Origin of the sequence: Micromonospora sp. M61, from assembly GCF_018070245.1 — a bacterium.
Classification (GTDB): Bacteria; Actinomycetota; Actinomycetes; order Mycobacteriales; family Micromonosporaceae; genus Micromonospora; species Micromonospora zamorensis.
Genome location: NZ_JAGPYA010000048.1, coordinates 26,740 through 44,382, shown reverse-complemented (window position 1 = coordinate 44,382; position 17,643 = coordinate 26,740). Strand labels below are relative to the sequence as shown.

General features: G+C 72.4%; 18 protein-coding genes. 8 read left to right on the top strand and 10 right to left on the bottom strand.

Annotated features, from left to right (window positions below):
- The first annotated feature begins 14 nt into the window (after nucleotides 1–14).
- The 3 genes from KBX34_RS24320 (at nucleotide 15) to KBX34_RS24310 (ending at nucleotide 3,848) form a co-directional block, all read left to right on the top strand.
- Entirely contained in the window at nucleotides 15–560 is a 546-nt protein-coding gene (locus KBX34_RS24320; protein ID WP_210927101.1) for a hypothetical protein, read from the top strand.
- 36 nt (nucleotides 561–596) lie between these two features.
- Nucleotides 597–2,822, top strand: a complete 2,226-nt coding sequence (locus tag KBX34_RS24315) for an AAA family ATPase (protein ID WP_210927099.1) — start codon at nucleotides 597–599, stop codon at nucleotides 2,820–2,822.
- Between the two features lie 102 nt (nucleotides 2,823–2,924).
- Nucleotides 2,925–3,848 (top strand): SMP-30/gluconolactonase/LRE family protein, encoded by a 924-nt coding sequence (locus KBX34_RS24310; protein WP_210791175.1) that lies wholly within the window; start codon nucleotides 2,925–2,927, stop codon nucleotides 3,846–3,848.
- A gap of 69 nt (nucleotides 3,849–3,917) precedes the next feature.
- Here KBX34_RS24310 and KBX34_RS24305 read toward each other — a convergent pair whose 3' ends face one another.
- From KBX34_RS24305 to KBX34_RS24265, 9 genes are all read right to left on the bottom strand, one after another.
- Nucleotides 3,918–4,427 carry a GNAT family N-acetyltransferase gene (locus KBX34_RS24305; protein WP_210791176.1) on the bottom strand — a complete coding sequence of 170 codons (510 nt, stop codon included), beginning with the start codon at nucleotides 4,425–4,427 and terminating at the stop codon, nucleotides 3,918–3,920.
- A 149-nt stretch (nucleotides 4,428–4,576) separates the two neighbouring features.
- Nucleotides 4,577–5,464, bottom strand: coding sequence for a hypothetical protein (locus KBX34_RS24300; RefSeq protein ID WP_210927097.1), 888 nt, complete (start codon nucleotides 5,462–5,464; stop codon nucleotides 4,577–4,579).
- Complete coding sequence (locus tag KBX34_RS24295; protein WP_210927095.1) at nucleotides 5,433–6,032, bottom strand: DUF3618 domain-containing protein; 600 nt, start codon at nucleotides 6,030–6,032, stop codon at nucleotides 5,433–5,435. Before KBX34_RS24295 ends, KBX34_RS24300 begins: the two co-directional genes overlap by 32 nt.
- A 22-nt stretch (nucleotides 6,033–6,054) precedes the next feature.
- Complete coding sequence (locus KBX34_RS24290) at nucleotides 6,055–6,450, bottom strand: phage holin family protein (RefSeq protein ID WP_088950443.1); 396 nt, start codon at nucleotides 6,448–6,450, stop codon at nucleotides 6,055–6,057.
- The gene (locus tag KBX34_RS24285; RefSeq protein ID WP_210791182.1) at nucleotides 6,447–7,082 is read right to left on the bottom strand and encodes a hypothetical protein; all 636 of its coding nucleotides are present in this window, start codon (nucleotides 7,080–7,082) and stop codon (nucleotides 6,447–6,449) included. Before KBX34_RS24285 ends, KBX34_RS24290 begins: the two co-directional genes overlap by 4 nt.
- A gap of 178 nt (nucleotides 7,083–7,260) precedes the next feature.
- Nucleotides 7,261–7,674 (bottom strand): DUF3263 domain-containing protein, encoded by a 414-nt coding sequence (locus KBX34_RS24280; protein WP_210927093.1) that lies wholly within the window; start codon nucleotides 7,672–7,674, stop codon nucleotides 7,261–7,263.
- Between the two features lie 110 nt (nucleotides 7,675–7,784).
- Complete coding sequence (locus KBX34_RS24275) at nucleotides 7,785–8,801, bottom strand: ABC transporter permease subunit (protein WP_088952052.1); 1,017 nt, start codon at nucleotides 8,799–8,801, stop codon at nucleotides 7,785–7,787.
- Complete coding sequence (locus KBX34_RS24270) at nucleotides 8,798–9,808, bottom strand: ABC transporter ATP-binding protein (protein ID WP_099848990.1); 1,011 nt, start codon at nucleotides 9,806–9,808, stop codon at nucleotides 8,798–8,800. The genes KBX34_RS24275 and KBX34_RS24270 overlap by 4 nt, the downstream gene beginning before the upstream one ends.
- Nucleotides 9,809–9,929: 121 nt before the next feature.
- Nucleotides 9,930–10,715: a DeoR/GlpR family DNA-binding transcription regulator gene (locus KBX34_RS24265; RefSeq protein ID WP_088950447.1), complete on the bottom strand. Its 786-nt coding sequence runs from the start codon at nucleotides 10,713–10,715 to the stop codon at nucleotides 9,930–9,932.
- A 200-nt stretch (nucleotides 10,716–10,915) separates the two neighbouring features.
- On the opposite strand from KBX34_RS24265, the gene KBX34_RS24260 reads away from it, so the two are divergent.
- From KBX34_RS24260 to nagA, 3 genes are read left to right on the top strand one after another with little or no spacing between them, the layout of a single operon-like run.
- Nucleotides 10,916–11,845 (top strand): SIS domain-containing protein, encoded by a 930-nt coding sequence (locus KBX34_RS24260; protein ID WP_088950448.1) that lies wholly within the window; start codon nucleotides 10,916–10,918, stop codon nucleotides 11,843–11,845.
- Nucleotides 11,846–11,900: 55 nt separating this feature from the next.
- The gene (locus KBX34_RS24255; RefSeq protein ID WP_307871483.1) at nucleotides 11,901–12,866 is read left to right on the top strand and encodes an ROK family protein; all 966 of its coding nucleotides are present in this window, start codon (nucleotides 11,901–11,903) and stop codon (nucleotides 12,864–12,866) included.
- Nucleotides 12,863–13,972: an N-acetylglucosamine-6-phosphate deacetylase gene (gene nagA, locus KBX34_RS24250; RefSeq protein WP_210927091.1), complete on the top strand. Its 1,110-nt coding sequence runs from the start codon at nucleotides 12,863–12,865 to the stop codon at nucleotides 13,970–13,972. The genes KBX34_RS24255 and nagA overlap by 4 nt, the downstream gene beginning before the upstream one ends.
- A gap of 333 nt (nucleotides 13,973–14,305) precedes the next feature.
- On the opposite strand, the gene KBX34_RS24245 is transcribed toward nagA, so the two are convergent.
- Nucleotides 14,306–15,517, bottom strand: coding sequence for a DUF4032 domain-containing protein (locus KBX34_RS24245; protein ID WP_371409795.1), 1,212 nt, complete (start codon nucleotides 15,515–15,517; stop codon nucleotides 14,306–14,308).
- Between the two features lie 132 nt (nucleotides 15,518–15,649).
- Between KBX34_RS24245 and KBX34_RS24240 the strand changes: the two genes are divergently transcribed.
- Together KBX34_RS24240 and KBX34_RS24235 are read left to right on the top strand one after the other, a co-directional pair.
- Entirely contained in the window at nucleotides 15,650–16,387 is a 738-nt protein-coding gene (locus KBX34_RS24240) for a phosphatase PAP2 family protein (RefSeq protein WP_185755536.1), read from the top strand.
- Nucleotides 16,388–16,398: 11 nt separating this feature from the next.
- Complete coding sequence (locus tag KBX34_RS24235) at nucleotides 16,399–17,637, top strand: APC family permease (protein WP_210927089.1); 1,239 nt, start codon at nucleotides 16,399–16,401, stop codon at nucleotides 17,635–17,637.
- The last annotated feature ends 6 nt before the right edge of the window (nucleotides 17,638–17,643 follow it).

The following is a 17,643-nucleotide window of genomic DNA, read 5'->3' as shown; positions in this document are numbered from 1 at the left end:
GAAGGAGGTCTGTGGTGAGGGGTGACCTGGACGAGACGCTGGCCCGACTGGCCCGGCGCGAGGAGGCACTACGCCGACGGGTCAACGACCGTGCCGACACCACACCGTCCTCGGGTCAGCCCGAGCTCGCGCGCGGCGACGAGCGCGATGCGGTGCCGGGCGGCCACGGTCCCCGCCACGCGGGGGCGGACCCGTCGGCCGACGTGACCGGTTGGGGGCCGGTCGAGGAGGTGGCCGAGGCGGTGCGTCAGATCGTCGGCGCCCACCCGGGGCTGGCGGTGACCGTGCACGTGGAGCACGCCGGGCGGACGTACCCGTTGCGGGTTTCCTGGGACGGGCCGGACGTCACGGTCGGGCCGGTGCCCCCGGCGGCACCGCCGGTGACACCGGTGACACCGGTGACACCGGTGACACCTCCACCGACCTGGCCGCTGTCCGGCCGGACCGTTCCCGGCTGGGCACCCGGCCCGAACGGGTTGGCCCCGGACCCGGCGGCCCGGCTGGCCGAGCTGATCCGACGGGACCCGTCGCTGTTGGACGAGCTGGATCCGCGGCGCTGACCGGCAAGGCTGGCTGTCGGCGGCTACGGTCGGGCAGTGGCGCAACCCGACCTGACCTTGACGGCGAGCCTTCGGCCGGCCGCGCTGGACGCCCGACGGGGCATCGTCCGGCTGCACCCGGAGGCGCTGACCGCGCTGGGGCTGCGCCCCGGCGACCCGGTCCGGCTTGTCGGCCGCCGGGAAACAGCCGGGATCGTGGCGGCGGCTGCGCCGGGCGCGAGCAGCGCCCTGCTGTACGCCGACGACCTGATCCTGGGCAACCTGGGCCTGCGCGACGGCGGTCAGGTGCTCCTCACTCCGGTGCCGCTGACCCCGGCGGGCCGGGTCGTCCTGGCCGGCCCGGTGGAGGTGGTCGCGGCGGTCAGCCCGGAGATGCTCCGGCTCGCCCTGCTGGGCAAGGTGCTCACCGCGGGCGACGACGTCTCGCTGCTGCCGCAGGACGTGCTGCCGGACGCGTCGGTGCGCAGCCTGGTCGAGGCGGCTCGACGCAGCCTGGCCAACACGGTCGGCTTCGCCTGGACCAGCACCCTGCTCACCGTGGTCGCGATCGAACCTTCGGCCGGCGCTCTGGTCACCATGAACACGGTGATCGCCTGGGAGCATGGCGCGACCACCCACGGCGGGCCCACCCCGGTCGACACCGCGCCGGGCCGGCCGCGCGGGGCGACCGACGCGACGCCGGCGGCCGACGTGCCGGACGACGCGCCGGACGTGGACGAGCTGCCCGGGCTGCGGGCCCAGGCCGAGGAGCTGACCGAACTGCTCGACCTCGGTTTCCACCACCGGGAGGTGCTGGGCCGGCTGGGCACCACCATCTCGTTGGGCGTGCTGCTCGTCGGCCCGGCAGGCTCGGGAAAGTCGGCGCTCGTCCACGCCGTTGCCGCCCGGGTCGGTGCCCGCGTCCATCCGCTCTGGGCGCCCGAGGTGGCCGCGTTGACCAACCAGGCCGCAGCCGACCGGTTGCGCGGCGCGGCGGCGAAGGCCCGGGACGGCGGGCCGGCGGTGCTGCTGGTCAGCGACGTCGAGGCGCTCGCGCCGGCGGAGAGTCCCGGCCCGGTGGCGACGGTGTTCCGCCAGGTGCTCGCCGAGTGCATTCGAGCCGGCGTCGCCGTGGTCTGCACCACCAGCCGACCGGAGGCGGCCGATCCCGCACTGCGTGCGCCTGACCTGCTGTCGCTGCGGATCAGCATCCCGCTCCCCGATCAGGCGCTGCGCCGCGAACAACTCACGGTGCTCACCCGGCAGGTGCCGTTGGCCGACGACGTCCGGCTGGACGAGGTGGCCGCGCGTACCCCCGGGTTCGTCGCGGCGGACCTGGCCGCGCTGGTCCGGGAGGCCGGGGTACGCGCGGCGCTGCGGCAGAAGTCCGCCGAGACGCCCACGGTGTCGATGGCCGACTTCAGGGCTGCACTGGAGGTGGTCCGGCCGACCACGATGGCCGCGTCCACACTGGATCTGGCCTCGGTGACCCTCGACGACGTGGGTGGCCTGGACGAGGTCAAGCAGACCTTGACCGAGTCGGTGCTGTGGCCGTTGACCTACCCGGACACGTTCGCCCGGCTCGGGGTGCAGCCGCCACGCGGCGTGCTGCTCTACGGGCCGCCGGGCTGCGGCAAGACCTATCTGGTGACCGCGCTGGCCGGGTCGGGGCGGGCCAACGTGCTGTCGGTGAAGGGCGCGGAACTGCTCTCCAAGTGGGTCGGCGAGAGCGAGCGCGCGGTCCGGGAGCTGTTCCGCCGTGCTCGCGAGGCAGCTCCCACCCTGATCTTCCTGGACGAGGTGGACGCGCTGGCCCCGGTACGCGGCCAGGCCACCGACGGTGGCACCACGGACCGGGTGGTCGCCGCGCTGCTCACCGAACTGGACGGGGTGGAGACGCTGCGCAACGTGGTGGTGGTCGGCGCGACGAACCGGCCGGACCTGGTCGACCCGGCGCTGCTGCGACCAGGCCGGTTGGGACGGCTGGTCTACGTGCCACCGCCGGACGGGCCGGCCCGCTCGGAGATCCTGCGGGCCGCGTCCCGGCAGGTGCCACTGGCCCCGGACGTCGACCTGGCCGCCCTCGGCGACGAGCTGACCGGCTTCTCCGCGGCGGACTGCGCGGCGCTGGTCCGGGAGGCGGCGCTGGCCGCGATGCGTGAGTCCCTCGCCGCCGCCACGGTGACCGCCGAACACGTCGCGGTCGCGCGAGCGCGGGTACGCCCGTCACTCGACCCGGCCCAGGTCGCCTGGTTGGCCGCGTACGCCGCCAACCGGGAGTGATCAGAGAAGGACAACCTTTCGTAACACCCCGAGCGTTCCTAGGACGTCATTTTCCTCAGTGGAGTCATCCACTGCGACGTCAGGCGGTGTTCCTTGCGCAAGTTGTCCTCTCTCCTCCTCGTCCCCCTGGTGGCGGCGGCGACCCTGGTCACGGTTGGTGCACCGGCGACCGCTCATCCGGCGAAGCCATTCCCGGCCCGGATCGCCCTGCCGAACGGATTCACCCCCGAAGGGCTGACGATCGGTCGCGGGACGACCGTGTACGTGGGATCTATTTTGGACGGAGCGGTGTGGCGGGGCGACTTACGCACCGGCCGCGGGTCGGTGCTGATCCCCGGCACACCGGGCACCGACAAGGCGGGCCTCAAGCTCGACCCACAGGGCCGACTCTGGACAGCCGACTTCTCCGGAGGCGGTGCCAGCGTGTACGACGCGGGCACCGGCGCCAAGCTGGCCCACTACCAGTTCACCGATGAGCCGGGCAGCTACGTCAACGACCTGGTGATCACGGACCGGGCGGTCTACTTCACCGACTCGGGCCGGCAGGTCCTGTACGTCGTACCGCTGGGTCCGGGTGGTCGCCTGCCGGCCCCCACCGCGTTCCGGGTCCTCCAGCTCACCGGCCCGGCCGCGACGCCGGACGTCTACCACAACGGGATCGTGGCGCTGCCGGACGGGGATCTGCTGGTCGCGCAGATGCTCAGCGGTCAGCTCGTGCGGGTCGACCCTCGCACCGGCGGCAGCCGCGTCGTCGACCTCGGTGGCTACTCGGTGGAGCGGGCCGACGGGCTGGTGCTGCGGGGGCGCACCCTCTATGTGATCCGCAACCTGACCAACGTCATCGCCGTGGTCCGGATGAACGCCGGCTACACCGCCGGGGTGGTCCAGCGGGAGATCACCGGCTCGCAACTGCGGTCGCCGGCCACCGGCGACCTGCTCGGCTCAGCGTTGTACGTGGTCAACGGCCGGTTCGACGTGGAGTCGACGCCGAGCACCGACTACGACATCGTCCGCGTGCCAGCCTGATTCAGACGGTCGGCGGTGGCCCACCGCGGTCGCCGCCGACCAACCGGGGTCACCGTCGACCGGCCTCGCTCAGAGCGCGGGCGGCGTCGAGTCGAGGCAGATTTCGGCGTGCACCTTTCCGCCGTCCTCGCGCAGTTTCGCGCCGCATTTTTCGAGTACGGAGACCGCGCCGAAATTGTCCCGGGTCGTCTCCGCCACGACGGCCCGCATGCCGGCCCGCGCGGCCTCGTTCAGCAGCTCGCGCAGGGCGACGACGCCGATCCCCTGGCCCCGGGCCGAGCGCCCGAGCCACATGCCGGTCTCCACCGTGCCGGGCTCGTCACAGCGAGTCATCCGGACCATGCCCATGACCTCGCCGCCGACGAGGATCGCGTACATCTGGGAACCGGTAGGGCCGTCCAGGCCACCGAAACTGGCCCGGTGAAAGTCCCGGAACGCCTCCCGGCGGGCGAGCGACCAACCTGCGGGCGCCTCGACCGGAGGCATCACGTCATCCGGCTCGGCCTCGGCAGCCGCTACGGAGAGCAACGGCTCCAGGTTCTGCTCGTCCACCGGCTCCAGCCGGACCGCACCCGCCACGTGCCGCAGTCTGCCGGCCTCAATGGTCGAAGTCCACCCCATTGGACATCCAGTGGCGGTCCGGTCAGTCGTACCGGCCGGTCGGGCGGCGTGGGTGTTCCTCCTCACGCTCCGTTGTCACCCGTCGGGGTAGAAAATTTCTGATCCGCCTACTCGAACTCGCAGAACACCACCGAGGCGTCGTCGGTGGGCTTGTGCCGGCGCAGCCGATCCGGGTGGTCGCGCTCGGCGGCCCGGACCCGGTCGATCAACCCGCCCGGCCCGTCGGTGCTCAGCAGGTCCAGCAGACCGGCCCAGTCGGTCAACCCGAACTGCTCGACCGCGCTGGACGCGCCGTCACTGAGCAGCGCCGCCCGGCGTACCGCCGCCGGGCCGTGCCGTGGCAGGGTCCCGGTCACCGCGTGGAAGGCCGCGTCGGGGTCGGCCGCCGCTACCCAGTAGCCGTGGGTGCGGTTCATCCGCTCCCGCTGGACGCTCACGGCGTGCCGGAACCGGGTGACCGGGTCCGCCCCACCACCCGGCACGGCCGCGACCGTCTCCCGCAGCTCCGCCATGGCCGTGTCCAGCCGGTTGTCGGTCACCACGCTGACCTGGCCGCCGGTGTCCAGGACCAGTGGACTGTCGCAGAGCACCAGGTAGTCCACCTGGTCGCCGCAGTCACGCAGCAGGCAGACCGTGCTGGACGGGGTGCCCGGATGGTCGAGGTCGCACTGCCCGCCGTGGTCGGCGCGTACGGCGAGGATGGCCGCGGCCAGGTTGCTGGTCAGCCGGGCCGCCGGGCGGACCGCTTCCGCCACACCGATCCGGGCGGCCAGGTGCCGGACGTACCACTCCGGCCCGTGAACGCAGCCGGTGTCGAAGCCGTCCGGCACTGTCGCGCCGTCCAGGACGCCGACCAGCGGACCGAACCGGAAGACCAGGTCCTCGTTGACCGGCCGGGCCGGGGCCGGCGCGGACGCGGAGTGAACCCGCATCGCCCGCCCCGGCCCCGACGCGCCCATCGGGTCAGCGCTGCCGAACGTCGTCGGCGGCCGCATGCGCCTCTCCCTGCACCTGACGGGCGGCCGAGCGGCCCTGGTCGCCTACCGCCGACATCCCGTGCTGGGCGCTGGCGCGCACCGACTGTGCCGCCTGCTGTGCGGGCTCCCGCAGGTTGTCCTGCACCTGGTGGCCGACCTGACTCGCCTGCTCACGCAGCTGATCGGAGTGCTCGCTGACCATGTCGCGGGCCCGTCCGGCGAGTTGCCGCTCGCGCCCGCTCGGCGGGATGAGCGAGGCAGCCAGCAGGCCGACGCCGAAGGCGACCAGGCCAGCGGCCATCGGGTTGCCCTGAGCCCGCTCGCGGGACTGCTGCCCGAGAGAACGGGTCTCGTCGCGGACCGAGCCAGCCGCGTGGGACACACGCTGGCCGGTCTCCTGCCCCATGTGACTCGAGCTGCCCATCATCTTCTCCTTCGCTCGGGTGAACGCATCCCGGGCCTGCCCGGCACGGTCACCGGCGATCCGACGCGGGTTGACCTTGTCAGTCAGCGCGTCGACGTCATAGCTCAACTCGGTGCGGGTGGTCTCGATCTCCCGCCGGATCCGATCCGGATCACTGGACACGATCTGTCTCCTCCCGACTCGTTCACCGACCCCGCAGGGCGTCCGGCAACTCCCGGGCAGTCTGCTTCGTCCGGGGCAGAACCGCACGCGCCCGCTTCAGCTGGGTCCGGGCGTTGATGAAGAGACCACCGGCAACGGCGGCCCAGAGGACCGCGACGATCAACGCCGCCCACCCCTGGTCCATCGTGTTGGACAGCCCCCACCAGAGGGCGTACGACACGAAGAGCACCGCCAGGAACCCGGCCAGCCCGGCGCCGCCGAACATGCCGCCAGCCTTGCCGGCCTGGCTGACCTCTTCGCGGAGTTCGGCCTTGGCCAGCTCGACCTCCTTGCGCACCAGGGTGGACATGTCCCGGGTCACATCGCCCAGCAGCTCGCCGACCGAGGCCTGGGTCCGTTCCTTCTCGGGGGCGCTCACGGGGCCACCCCACCCGGCAGGTCGGACGACTGTCGGCCGGCGGGCGAGACGTTCTGCGCCCGTGCCGTACCCACGTAGGGCTGACCAGTCTCCGCCGGCGCGCCCTGCGGTTGCGACGGCCCGCCGGCTGCGCTGCCCGTTCCACCGTTGCCGGAGGCCGACGCCGTCAGGCCACGGGTGAGCCGCCCGACCAGCAATCCAGCCACCGCCGCGCCCGCGAGGAAGGTCCCCGGGTGGCGCCGCGCGTACGTGCGGACATCATCGAGCACCTCGCCGGGCTCGCGCTCGTCGAGCCACCCGGCGGCCTGCTGGGCGGCGTCGGCGGCCTTGCGCACCACCTGACCGGCCAGTCCGGAATCGCCGTCCCGTTCGGCCATCGAGCTGAGGTTCTGCCCCAGGTCGCGAAGTCCCTCAGCCGCTCGCCGCTGCTGCGTCTGCGCCTGGTCACGAAGCTGCCCACCGGCCTCGCCGGTCAACTGCCGGGCCTGGTGCCGCGCCTCGGCGGCCACCTGCCCGCCCTGTTCGGCAGCGGCATGGGCGACCTGACCCCCGGCCTGGGTGGCCTGCTGGCCGACCCGGGAGGCCTCCTGTCGAGCCTGCTGCGCTCTGCCGCTCTGGTTCGTAGCCGTCATCCTCCGCTCCCTTCCTGAGTCCGGGGTCGCGTGGCGACCTCGGAACGCCTCCCGCCTACCCGCCTGGTCAGCCGGCATGCGGTTCTGCCGTCCGGCCCGGTCGCGAGGATCGGCGACGGAGGCGGCAATGGGAGAAAACCGAGGAATCAGACGCCAGGGCGCGAAGGGAGCGAGGCGGTCAGCGGCGCCGGTTGCGGGCGCGCGACGAGCGCAGGCGGCGCAGCCGGCCGATCAGCAGCGGCTCGGCGGCGAGCGCGGCCGGGTTGTCCAGCAACCCGTTGAGCAGTTGGTAGTAACGGGTCGAGGAGATCCCGAAGGTGTCCCGGACGGCCTGCTCCTTGGCGCCGGCGTGCCGCCACCACTGCTGTTCGAAGGCGAGGATGGCCCGCTCCCGCTCGGTCAGCCCGGGCGGCGGATCAGCGGGCGGCGCAGGCTCGTCGATGGTCTCGGCGGACAGCACCGACTCGTCCGTGGTCTCGATGGACGGCGCCGGCCGGGGAGTCGGGATGATCGGCCCGGCCGGCGCCGCCGCGTCACCCGGACGAGCGTCGGTGGACGGCTCGGGAGTGGCGGGGGTGGCGTCGGCGGACATGTCGCTCAGCCTAGTCAGCGGCGACCAGGGACGCAGCAAGCGGCGCGGCCGCTCCGCACCGTCGGGAACCCCGACGGCCGGGCCGGCCGCGCCGCGTCACTTCGGTCAGGTCAGGAGATGTCGCGGCGACGCATCGCCCAGAGCGCCGCCCCGAGGATCACCACCACCCCGACCGAGAGCAGGACGGAGGACTGCTGCCAGGTGATGTCCAGAGTGTCCGGCTTGCACTCTCCGTAGTAGGTCGCGTTGCAGGAGTTCCAGTCCTGGAGGGTGACGGTCTTCGTCATCCAGGCCAGCGCGTACGTGGGCAGCAGGAATGCCTCGGCCCAGCGCACGTTCGCCATCGCCAGCAGGATGCCCAGGCCGAACTGGCCGACCACCATCAACGCCACGACACCGCCGAGTGCCATCGCGGTGTGCCGGCCCAGCGACGCCAGGGCGAAGCCGATGGTGGTGAGGACCAGCACCAGCACCACGCCGCGCAGCCCGGTCAGCATGAACGACTGCCAGGCACCGGAGGTCATCTTCTCGGTGCTGCCTCGGAAGGACGCGACCGCCCAGAACCCGGCGAACCAGAGCACCGCGGCGGGCAGCGTCACCGCCAGGATGCCGGTCAGCAGCGCGGCCAGCTTGGTGAGCAGCACGGTGAGCCGCTTGGGTCGCCAGAGCAGCAGGTTCATCATGCCGCCGGTGCTCCACTCGGCACCGACGAAGGACGCGCCGATCACGAACCCGACCAGGGCGAGGATCGCCGCGAACGGGATCAGCGTCTCGTCGAACGTCTCCCGGAAGTCGAACGTCGAGGGCAGGAACCACTGCGCCTCGATCTGGTCCCGCGACGGCGGCGTGATCATCGAGCAGTCGTCCGGGTAGCGGCCGTCGTTCGGCGTGCCGGCCGTCTTGGCCTGCTCGCACGCGACGCGCTCCTGCTCGATGTAGCGCACCTGCTCCTGGTACTGCTGGTCGGCCTGACGCTCGGCCCGCGCGAGCTGCTCGGCGCCGAGCTTCTGGTTGCTGAAGAAGACTCCGATCACCACCGCGGCCAGCACCAGCAGACCGAGCAGTGTCATGTACCGGCTGAAACGCCGCTTGGTGAGCCGGCGCAACTCCGTCCGAAAGAGGCTCACGCGCCCCACCCTCCTCCGGCGGGGCCGGGCTGACCCGCCCCGCCGACCTTCATGGACTCGTCGACCTGCCGGTGCTGACCGGGGACCGGCGCGGTGGCGGTCAGTTCGAGGAAGACGCTCTCCAGATCGACGGCGATCGGCGCCAACTCGCTGACATAGAGGTTCTGCTCGGCGAGCAGCCGTGTCACCGATGCCGGCTTGTCGACGCCGGCGAGCATCAGGTGGTCGGGGTGCCCGGTGACCTGGATCCCCGCCCGGGTGAGCGCCTCGGTGGCCGCCGGCAGGTCGCTGACCGCTTCCAGCCGGATCCGGACCGCACTGGACGAGTGCTGCGCGAGCACCTCGTCGACCGGGCCGAAGGCGACCCGCCGACCCAGCGAGATGATGGTGACCGAGTCGCAGATCAGCTGGATCTCGCCGAGGATGTGGCTGGACAGCACCACTGTCATGCCGGATTCGGCAAGGGTACGCATCAGCGTGCGCATCTCCCGGATGCCGCCCGGGTCGAGGCCGTTGGCCGGCTCGTCGAGGATGAGCAGCTTCGGGTTCTTCAGCAGGGCCGAGGCCACGGCGAGCCGCTGCTTCATGCCCAACGAGTACGTCTTGACCCGCTCACCGGACCGGTCGCGCAGCCCGACGAGTTCCAGCACCTCGTCGACCCGGGTGGCCGGCACCTCGCCGGCACCGGCCAGCAGGGACAGCGTGTCCCGTGCCGAGAAGTGCGGGAAGAACTGCGGGCTCTCCACGATCGCGCCGACCTGGCCGGCGACGGCGGGCAGCGCGTCGGGCACCTCGTGCCCGAGCAGTGACATCCGCCCTCCGTCGGGCCGGATCAGGCCGAGCAGAGTACGCAGAGTGGTCGTCTTGCCGGATCCGTTGGGGCCGAGGAAGCCGTGCACCTGCCCCGCGTCGACCCGCATGTCGAAGCCGTCGAGCGCGTTGCGGGTGCCGCGTCGACGACTCTTGTACGTCTTACGTAGACCTTCGATCTCCAGGACAGCTGGCAAGCTGCACCTCCCCCGATGGGTGGGCGTGACAGCCGACACCATACGCGGTATGCAGACGCCCGCAATACGCGGTATGCATCGACGCGCCGATCGGGCTACTTCATCGACGGAACGTGACGGCTCAGGCGCAGATGACCTGTACGCCGGCGGCGCGGAACCCCTCCACCACCGTCGGGTCGGCACCGGAGTCGGTCACCAGCGTCTCCACCCGTTCGACCGGGCAGATCCGGGCGAAGGCGTGCCCGCCCAGTTTGGACGAGTCCGCGATGATGACCACGCGCTTGGCCCGGGCCACCATCAGGTTGTTCATCGCCGCCTCACCCTCGTGGTGTGCTGCGGCACCGAGCTGAGGGTCGATCGCGTCCACGCCGAGCAAAGCGACGTCCAGGGTGACCTCACGCAGCAGCGCCCCGCCCAGCGGGCCGACGAGTTCGAACGACTTCGGGCGCACCACCCCGCCGGCCACCACGACCTTCATCCGGGACCTGACCAGCAGCTCGTTGGCGATGTTGAGCGCGTTGGTCACCACGGTGAGCTGGGCGCCCTCGGCACTGGTGTTGAGGTCCGGCCGGACGGCGAGCGCCCTCGCGACCTCGGTGCTGGTGGTGCCGCCGTTCAGGCCGACCACCGTGCCCGGCGTGACGAGCGCGGCGGCGGCAGCCCCGATGCGCTGCTTCTCCGCCGAGTGCTTGGCCGTCTTGTAGCGCAGGGGCAGGTCGTACGAGACGCCGTTGGCGACCGCGCCGCCCCGGGTCCTCGTGATCATCTGCTGCTGGGCGAGCTGGTCGAAGTCACGCCGGATGGTGGCCTGGGAGACGTCGAGCCGCTCGGCTGCCGCCTCCACGCTGACCCGGCCGTTGTCGGTCAGCATTTCGAGCAGGGCGTTCCATCTGGCGTACCGGTCCACCGCGGAGGCCCTCCCAGTAACTGCACGGACGGTGATTGATTGCGTGCACACTAGTGCGCGAAACTAGGCTGGCGCAAAAGACTGACCTGCGCGATCGGCTGGTCGGTTGCCACGGCCACCCGCGTTCGCGCAGAATAACGCGCGAAATGCGGGTCTAACGAGCCGTATTGCGCACCGGCCGCCCCTGCGAGGAGTTTCCCATGGCGTACGTGGACGCGGAGATCGCGAGCCAACCCGACTGTTGGCGGGAGGCCGCCGAGCTGGCCGACGTCGTACGCGGTGACCTGCCGCGCCCCGGTGAGCGGGTCGCCGTCGTCGGTTGCGGCACGTCGTGGTTCATGGCGATGGCGTACGCGGCCCGCCGCGAGCAGGCCGGCCAGGGCGAGACCGACGCGTTCCAGGCATCCGAGTTCCCCGCCGGCCGCCAGTACGACCGGCTGATCGCGATCACCCGCTCGGGCTGCACGACGGAGGTGCTGGACCTGCTCGCCGCGCTGCGCGGGCGTACACCCACCACCGTCATCGTCGGCGACCCGGCGTCCCCGGCGGTCGACCTGGCCACCGCCACGGTCGCCATGCCCTTCGCCGACGAGCGGTCGGTGGTGCAGACCCGCTTCCCGACCACTGCCCTGGCCCTGCTCCGGGCCCACCTGGGCGACCCGGTGACCGCGCTCGCCGCCGACGCCGAGGTGGCCGTGCGCTCCCCGCTGCCGATCGACCCGGCCACCATCGGGCAGGTCACCTTCCTCGGTCGGGGGTGGACGGTCGGGTTGGCCCAGGAGGCAGCGCTGAAGTGTCGCGAGACGGCCACCTTCTGGGCCGAGGCGTACCCGGCGATGGACTACCGGCACGGCCCCATCTCGGTCGCCGCGCCCGGCCGGCTGGTCTGGGCGTTCGGCGAGCTGCCCGAGGGTCTCCCCGAGGACGTGGCCGCCACCGGCGCCGCCTTCGTGCACAGCCGCACCCACGGTTGGCGCACGGTGCTGGGCAGTTGGTCCGCCGGTCGCACCCCGGTCGACCCGATGGCCGATCTGATCCTGGCGCAACGCTTCGCTGTCGCGCTCGCCACCAGCCGGGGTCTCGACCCGGACGCGCCCCGGCACCTGAGCCGGTCCGTGGTGTTGGCGTGAGCGCGAGGAGTGAGCCGGGTTTGCGAGCCCCGCAGTCGCGAACCGAGCTGGCCCAGTGAGCGACGCCGTGGACGCCGACCAGGTGGTCGTCGCGCTGGACGTGGGCGGCACCGGCATGAAGTGCGCCCTGGTCAGGCCGGACGGCGTCACGGTACGCACCGAGCGGCACCCCACCAACGCCAGCCGCGGCCCGACGGCAGTGGTCGGCACGATCCTGGACGTGGCCGAAGGGCTTGCCGAGAAGGCCCGCGCCGACGGCCTCACCCCGATCGCTGTCGGCATCGCCGTGCCCGGGGTGGTGGACGAGGCACGCGGAGTCGCGGTCTGGTCGGCGAACGTGGGCTTCCGGGACGTACCCCTGCGGGACCTGGCGGTCAGGCGACTCGGCCTGCCGACGACGCTCGGCCACGACGTGCGCGTCGGTGGTCTCGCCGAGGCCCGGCTCGGCGCCGGGCGCGGCACCGGGCACGTGCTGTTCGTGGCGATCGGCACCGGCATCGCCGCCGCGCACGTCGTCGACGGCAGAGCCGCCGTGGGTGCCCACGACGCCGCCGGGGAGATCGGCCACATCCTGGTCCGACCCGACGGCCCGCGCTGCGGCTGCGGTCGACCCGGCTGCCTGGAGGCGATCGCTTCGGCCTCCGCGATCGGCCGCCGCTACGCCGAACTCGCCGGTGCGACAGCCGACGCCCCGGTGACGGCCGCCGAGGTGGCCGCGCGGGCCGCGGCCGGCGAGCCACTCGCCGGCGAGGTCTGGCAGGAGGCCGTCGAGGCGCTCGCCGACGGCCTTGCCACCGGGCAGGCGCTGTACGACGTGGCGACGATCGTGCTCGGCGGCGGCCTGGCCCAGGCCGGCGACCGGCTGCTGACCCCCCTGCGGGCAGCGCTGCACGAGCGGATGACCTTCCACCGGGAGCCGCGGCTGGTCGCGGCTGCCCTCGGCGACGAGGCCGGCTGCCTCGGTGCCGCCCTGCTCGCCCTGGACGCCGTTCGCGTCCGTGACCACCAGGAGAAACGATGACCGTACGGGTGAACGGCCGCGTGGTGACCCCGACCGGTGTCATCCGACAGGGCTGCGTCGAGTGGGACGGGGATCGGATCACCGCGGTGGCCGAATATCCCTCGGTCCGCGACGGGCACTGGATCCTGCCGGGCTTCGTCGACATGCACACCCACGGCGGTGGTGGGCACACCTTCACCACGGGGGATGCCGCCGAGGCTCGGGCGGCGGCCGACTTCCACCTCGCGCACGGCACGACCACCCTGCTGGCGAGCCTGGTCAGCTCGCCATTTCCGCTGATGCGCGCGGCCACCGAGGCGTTCGCTCCCCTGGTCGACGAGGGTGTGCTGGCGGGCGTCCACTTCGAAGGGCCCTACCTCTCCTCAGCACGGTGTGGCGCGCAGAACCCGGAGTACCTGCGCGACCCGTCGACCGACGAGCTGGCCGAGCTGATCGAGCTGGGCCGGGGCGCGGTGCGGATGGTCACCCTCGCCCCGGAACGCGACGGCGCACTGGAGGCGATCAAGCTCCTCACCGCGCAGCGGGTGGTGGCGGCGGTCGGCCACACCGACGCCACGTACGAGCAGACTCGCGCAGCGGTCGCCGCCGGCGCCAGCGTCGGCACCCACCTGTTCAACGGCATGCGTCCCGTGCACCACCGCGAACCGGGCCCGGTGGTGGCCCTGCTTGATGAGCCCACCGTGATCTGCGAACTGGTCGCCGACGGGGTGCACCTGCACGACGGCATGTTGACCTTCGCGACCGCGACCGCAGGCCCGGACCGGGCCGCGCTGATCACCGACGCGATGGCCGCCGCGGGGATGGCAGACGGCGAGTACGAGCTGGGCGGCCAGGCCGTCACCGTGACCGACGGCGTGGCGCGACTGGCCCGTGACGGGTCGATCGCCGGCAGCACCCTGACCATGGACGCCGCCCTGCGGCACGCCGTGGACGCCGGGATCCCGATCTCGGACGCCGCTCGGATGGTGGCCACCACCCCGGCACGGGCCATCGGCCTGGGCGACCAGGTGGGTGCCCTCCAGGTGGGCCTCCGCGCCGACCTGGTGGTGCTGGACGCCGACCTGAAGGTGGTCCGGGTGCTGCGCCGAGGCTCCTGGGTGGACTGACGCCCAGCCCGTCGACCACGCTCGTAGCGGTGGGGAGTGACCGGCCCCTGTTGCGGCCGTCCAGTGCGGCCACCTGTTGCGCAGCCTGTAGAGCTGCCCCGGATATGGGGCAGGCGGCGCCGGAAGCCCCGGCGATCGTGGAGAACCGTCCGCGCGGACCGCGCGGACGATCGATGGAGAACCGTCCGCGCGGACCGCGCGGACGATCGATGTCGGCACATGGCGCATCACAATTGCCCCATATCTGGGGCAGCTCTACAGGACGTCAACACCAAGCTGCCGACTCCGGCGTTACGGAAGCGAGCGCAGGTCGGGCCGGTCCCGGGGCGAAGCTCAGTTGAGGCTGGGGACTTCCACGCCGAGGATGGCCTGCTCGTCGGGACGGTGCACCAGCACGTCGGCCAGGTACGACTGGACCGCGTGGCGCATCCCGACGTCCCGGCCGGCCTGCTCGGAGAGCAGCCACTTGTGCTCGATGATCTGCGCGAACAGCTCCTGCGGCTCCAGCTTGCGGCGCAGGTGAGCGGGAACGGCCCGGACCACCGGCTCGAAGACCTCGGTGAGCCAGCGGTGCGCGGCCTGCTGCTCGTCGGTCAGGTCGCTCTCCGCCCGATAGGCGTCCAGGTCGTTGAGCAGCTTGCGCGCCTGGTTCTCCTCGGCGTCCAGACCGGTCAGCCGCAGCAGCCGGCGGGTGTGGTAGCCGGCGTCGACCACCTTCGGCCGGACCAGGTAACGCCCGTCGTCGATGGAGGACATGGCCACCTCGGCCACGTCGAAGCCCAGCTCGTTGAGGCGGCGGATTCGGCCCTCGATGTCGTGCCGGGCCTCCCGCTCGACGGCCTGCTCGTAGGTGATCTCGTGCCACAGTCGCTCGTAGCGCTGCACGACCTCCTCGCAGACCACCTCGGGGTCGATGGACTCGTGCAGCAGGCCGGCGGCCTGGAGGTCCAGCGCCTCACCGAAGATGTTGACCCGGGCGATCTCCAGGTCCTCACCGCGCTGACCGTTGGAGAGTGAGTTGTGCAACGCGCCCGTCTCCGCGTCCACCAGGTAGGCGGCGAACGCGCCCGCGTCCCGGCGGAACAGCGTGTTCGACAGCGAGCAGTCACCCCAGAAGAAGCCAGTGAGGTGCATCCGCACGATCAGGGCGGCGAGCGCGTCGAGCAGCCGGCTCATCGTCTCCGGCCGCAGGGTGTGCGAGAACAGCGCCCGGTACGGCAGGGAGAACTGGAGGTGCCGGGTGATCAGGACCGATTCGAGAGGTTCGCCGTCCTCGGTCTGCCGGTCGGCGACGACCGCCACCGCCTCGACCGAGGGAAAGTCGATCCTCTCCAGGGCCCTGAGCAGGTCGTACTCCCGCTCAGCGATCCGCTCGCGGGTCTCCTTGAATGCGTACACGTAGTCACCGAGCCGGACGAACCGGACGATGTGTCGGGAGATGCCCTGCGGCAGGGCCACCAGGTGTTGGGCAGGCCACTCCTCCAGCGGTGTCGACCAGGGCAGGTCGAGCAGCGCCGGGTCCACGAGGGCAGACGTGATCCGCACGGGCACAAGCATGACGCCTCGCCCCCCGCATCCGCCTCACATCGTGGTTGGGCCCACAGCGCCGAACACCCCGGCCTGGCGCCGGGCCGGTAGCGTGGTCGCGTGCTCAAACCCACGGCGGTACGACGTGACCTGCGGCTACGGCCCGTCCGCCCGGCCGGCTGGTGGTTCGACGCGCTGCTGCTGGTCGGTCTGGTCGGTTTGACGGTGGCGCTCGCCGCCGACCAACTCTTCGGGTTGGACCGGGCGGTGGCCGACTGGGCCGACGGGCACCGACCGACGGTCGCCTACTGGGTGGCCCGGGTATTCAACCTGCTCGGCCAGGGCACTCCACTGACCCTGATCGCCGCAGGGTTGGGCGTGCTGCTGGCCGTCCGGCTGCGGTCGGTGCGGCCGATCCTGCCGCCGGTGGTCGGGTTCGTGCTGACCTACCTGACGATCGGTCCGCTGAAGGTCTGGACCGCGCGGGCAGCGCCGAGCGCCAGTGTCAAGGAGCCCTTCCTGCCGCCCGAGCAGACCCTGCCGCTGTTCCACGACGATCTGCCGGTCCGATTCGCCCAGTCCTACCCGTCGGGGCACGTCGCCAACGCCATCGTCTGGTACGGCGTCATCGCGCTGCTGCTCGCCCCGCTGGCCCGCAGCTTCGGCCGGCAACTGCCCGCCCGGCTGATCACCGTGATCCGCATCGTGCCACCGCTTGTCGTCCTCACCACCACCACCTACCTCGGCTGGCACTGGCTGACCGACTCGGTGGCCGGTCTGCTGCTGGGCCTGCTCCTGGACCGGCTGCTGCACCGGGTGCCCTGGGACGACATCCCGCTCCCCCGCCGGCTACGCGATTGGGACCGGCCGTTCACCTCGTACCCCTAGGGTTTCGGTCCGTGGACCAACTGTCGCGGCGGCTTGGCGTACCCGATGCGGTTGTCATCGGGTTGGGCTCGATGCTCGGCGCGGGCGTCTTCGTGGTCTTCGGCCCGGCCGCAGCGGCGGCCGGCGGCTCCGGGTTGCTGCCCGCGCTGGTGCTGGCCGGTTTCATCGCCTTCTGCAACGCGACCAGCTCGGCGCGGCTGGCGGCCCGCTACCCGGAGTCCGGCGGCACGTACGTCTACGGCCGGGAACGCCTCGGGCCGTTCGCCGGGTTCCTGGCCGGCTGGGGCTTCGTGGTCGGCAAGACGGCGAGCTGCGCGGCGATGGCGTTGACCATCGGGGCGTACCTGTGGCCGGGCCAGGCCCGGTTGGTCGCAGTCGGCGCGGTGCTCGCGGTGACCGGGGTGAACCTGCGCGGCATCGGCAAGACGGCCACTGTCACGAAACTGCTGGTGGCGCTGGTGCTCGCGGTGCTGGCCCTGGTCGCGGTCGTCGGAGTGGCGGGCGGGCCAGTGCACCTGGATCGGCTCGGTGAGCCCGGCGGCTCCGCCCGAGGTGTGCTCACCGCGGCCGGGCTGCTCTTCTTCGCCTTCGCCGGGTACGCCCGGATCGCCACGCTCGGCGAGGAGGTCCGCGATCCGCAGCGGACCATTCCCCGCGCGGTGCCGTTGGCGCTCGGGGCGGTGCTCGCGATCTACCTGGTGTTGGCCGTGGTCACGCTCGGCGTACTCGGCGCCGACCGGCTGGCCGGGTCCGCCGCGCCCCTGGTCGACGTGGTGACCGCCGCCGGGCTGCCCGGCCTGGCCTGGGTGGTCCGCGCCGGGGCCACGATCGCGGTCGTCGGGGTGCTGCTGTCCCTGGTCGCCGGAGTCGGCCGGACCACCCTCGCGATGGCCCGCCGCCGCGACCTGCCCGGCGCGCTGGCCGCCGTGCACCCCGTGCACCGGGTGCCGCACCGCGCGGAGCTGGCGGTCGCCGCCGTGGTGATCGTGGTCGTGCTCCTTGGCGACGTACGGGGGGCCATCGGCTTCTCCAGCTGCACGGTGCTGGTCTACTACGCGATCACCAACGCGGCGGCGCTCACACTGGGGCGGGAACCCGGTCGGCGGCTGCCGGTGCAGGTGCTCGCCGGCCTGGGGCTGGTCGGGTGTCTGCTGCTCGCGGTCAACCTGCCCGTGACCAGCGTCCTCGCGGGCTTCGGTGTGCTCGCCGCTGGCGCCGCCTGGTACGCGCTGCGCCTCGCGCGCCGGTGACCTGAG

What these genes read in the sequence shown, in the direction of transcription:
- KBX34_RS24300 (WP_210927097.1), bottom strand. Translation starts at nt 5,464, where the DNA reads ATGCGGCCGCCGACGACGTTCGGCAGCGCTGACCCGATGGGCGCGTCG.
- KBX34_RS24285 (WP_210791182.1), bottom strand. Translation starts at nt 7,082, where the DNA reads ATGACGGCTACGAACCAGAGCGGCAGAGCGCAGCAGGCTCGACAGGAG.
- KBX34_RS24280 (WP_210927093.1), bottom strand. Translation starts at nt 7,674, where the DNA reads ATGTCCGCCGACGCCACCCCCGCCACTCCCGAGCCGTCCACCGACGCT.
- KBX34_RS24260 (WP_088950448.1), top strand. Translation starts at nt 10,916, where the DNA reads ATGGCGTACGTGGACGCGGAGATCGCGAGCCAACCCGACTGTTGGCGG.
- nagA (WP_210927091.1), top strand. Translation starts at nt 12,863, where the DNA reads ATGACCGTACGGGTGAACGGCCGCGTGGTGACCCCGACCGGTGTCATC.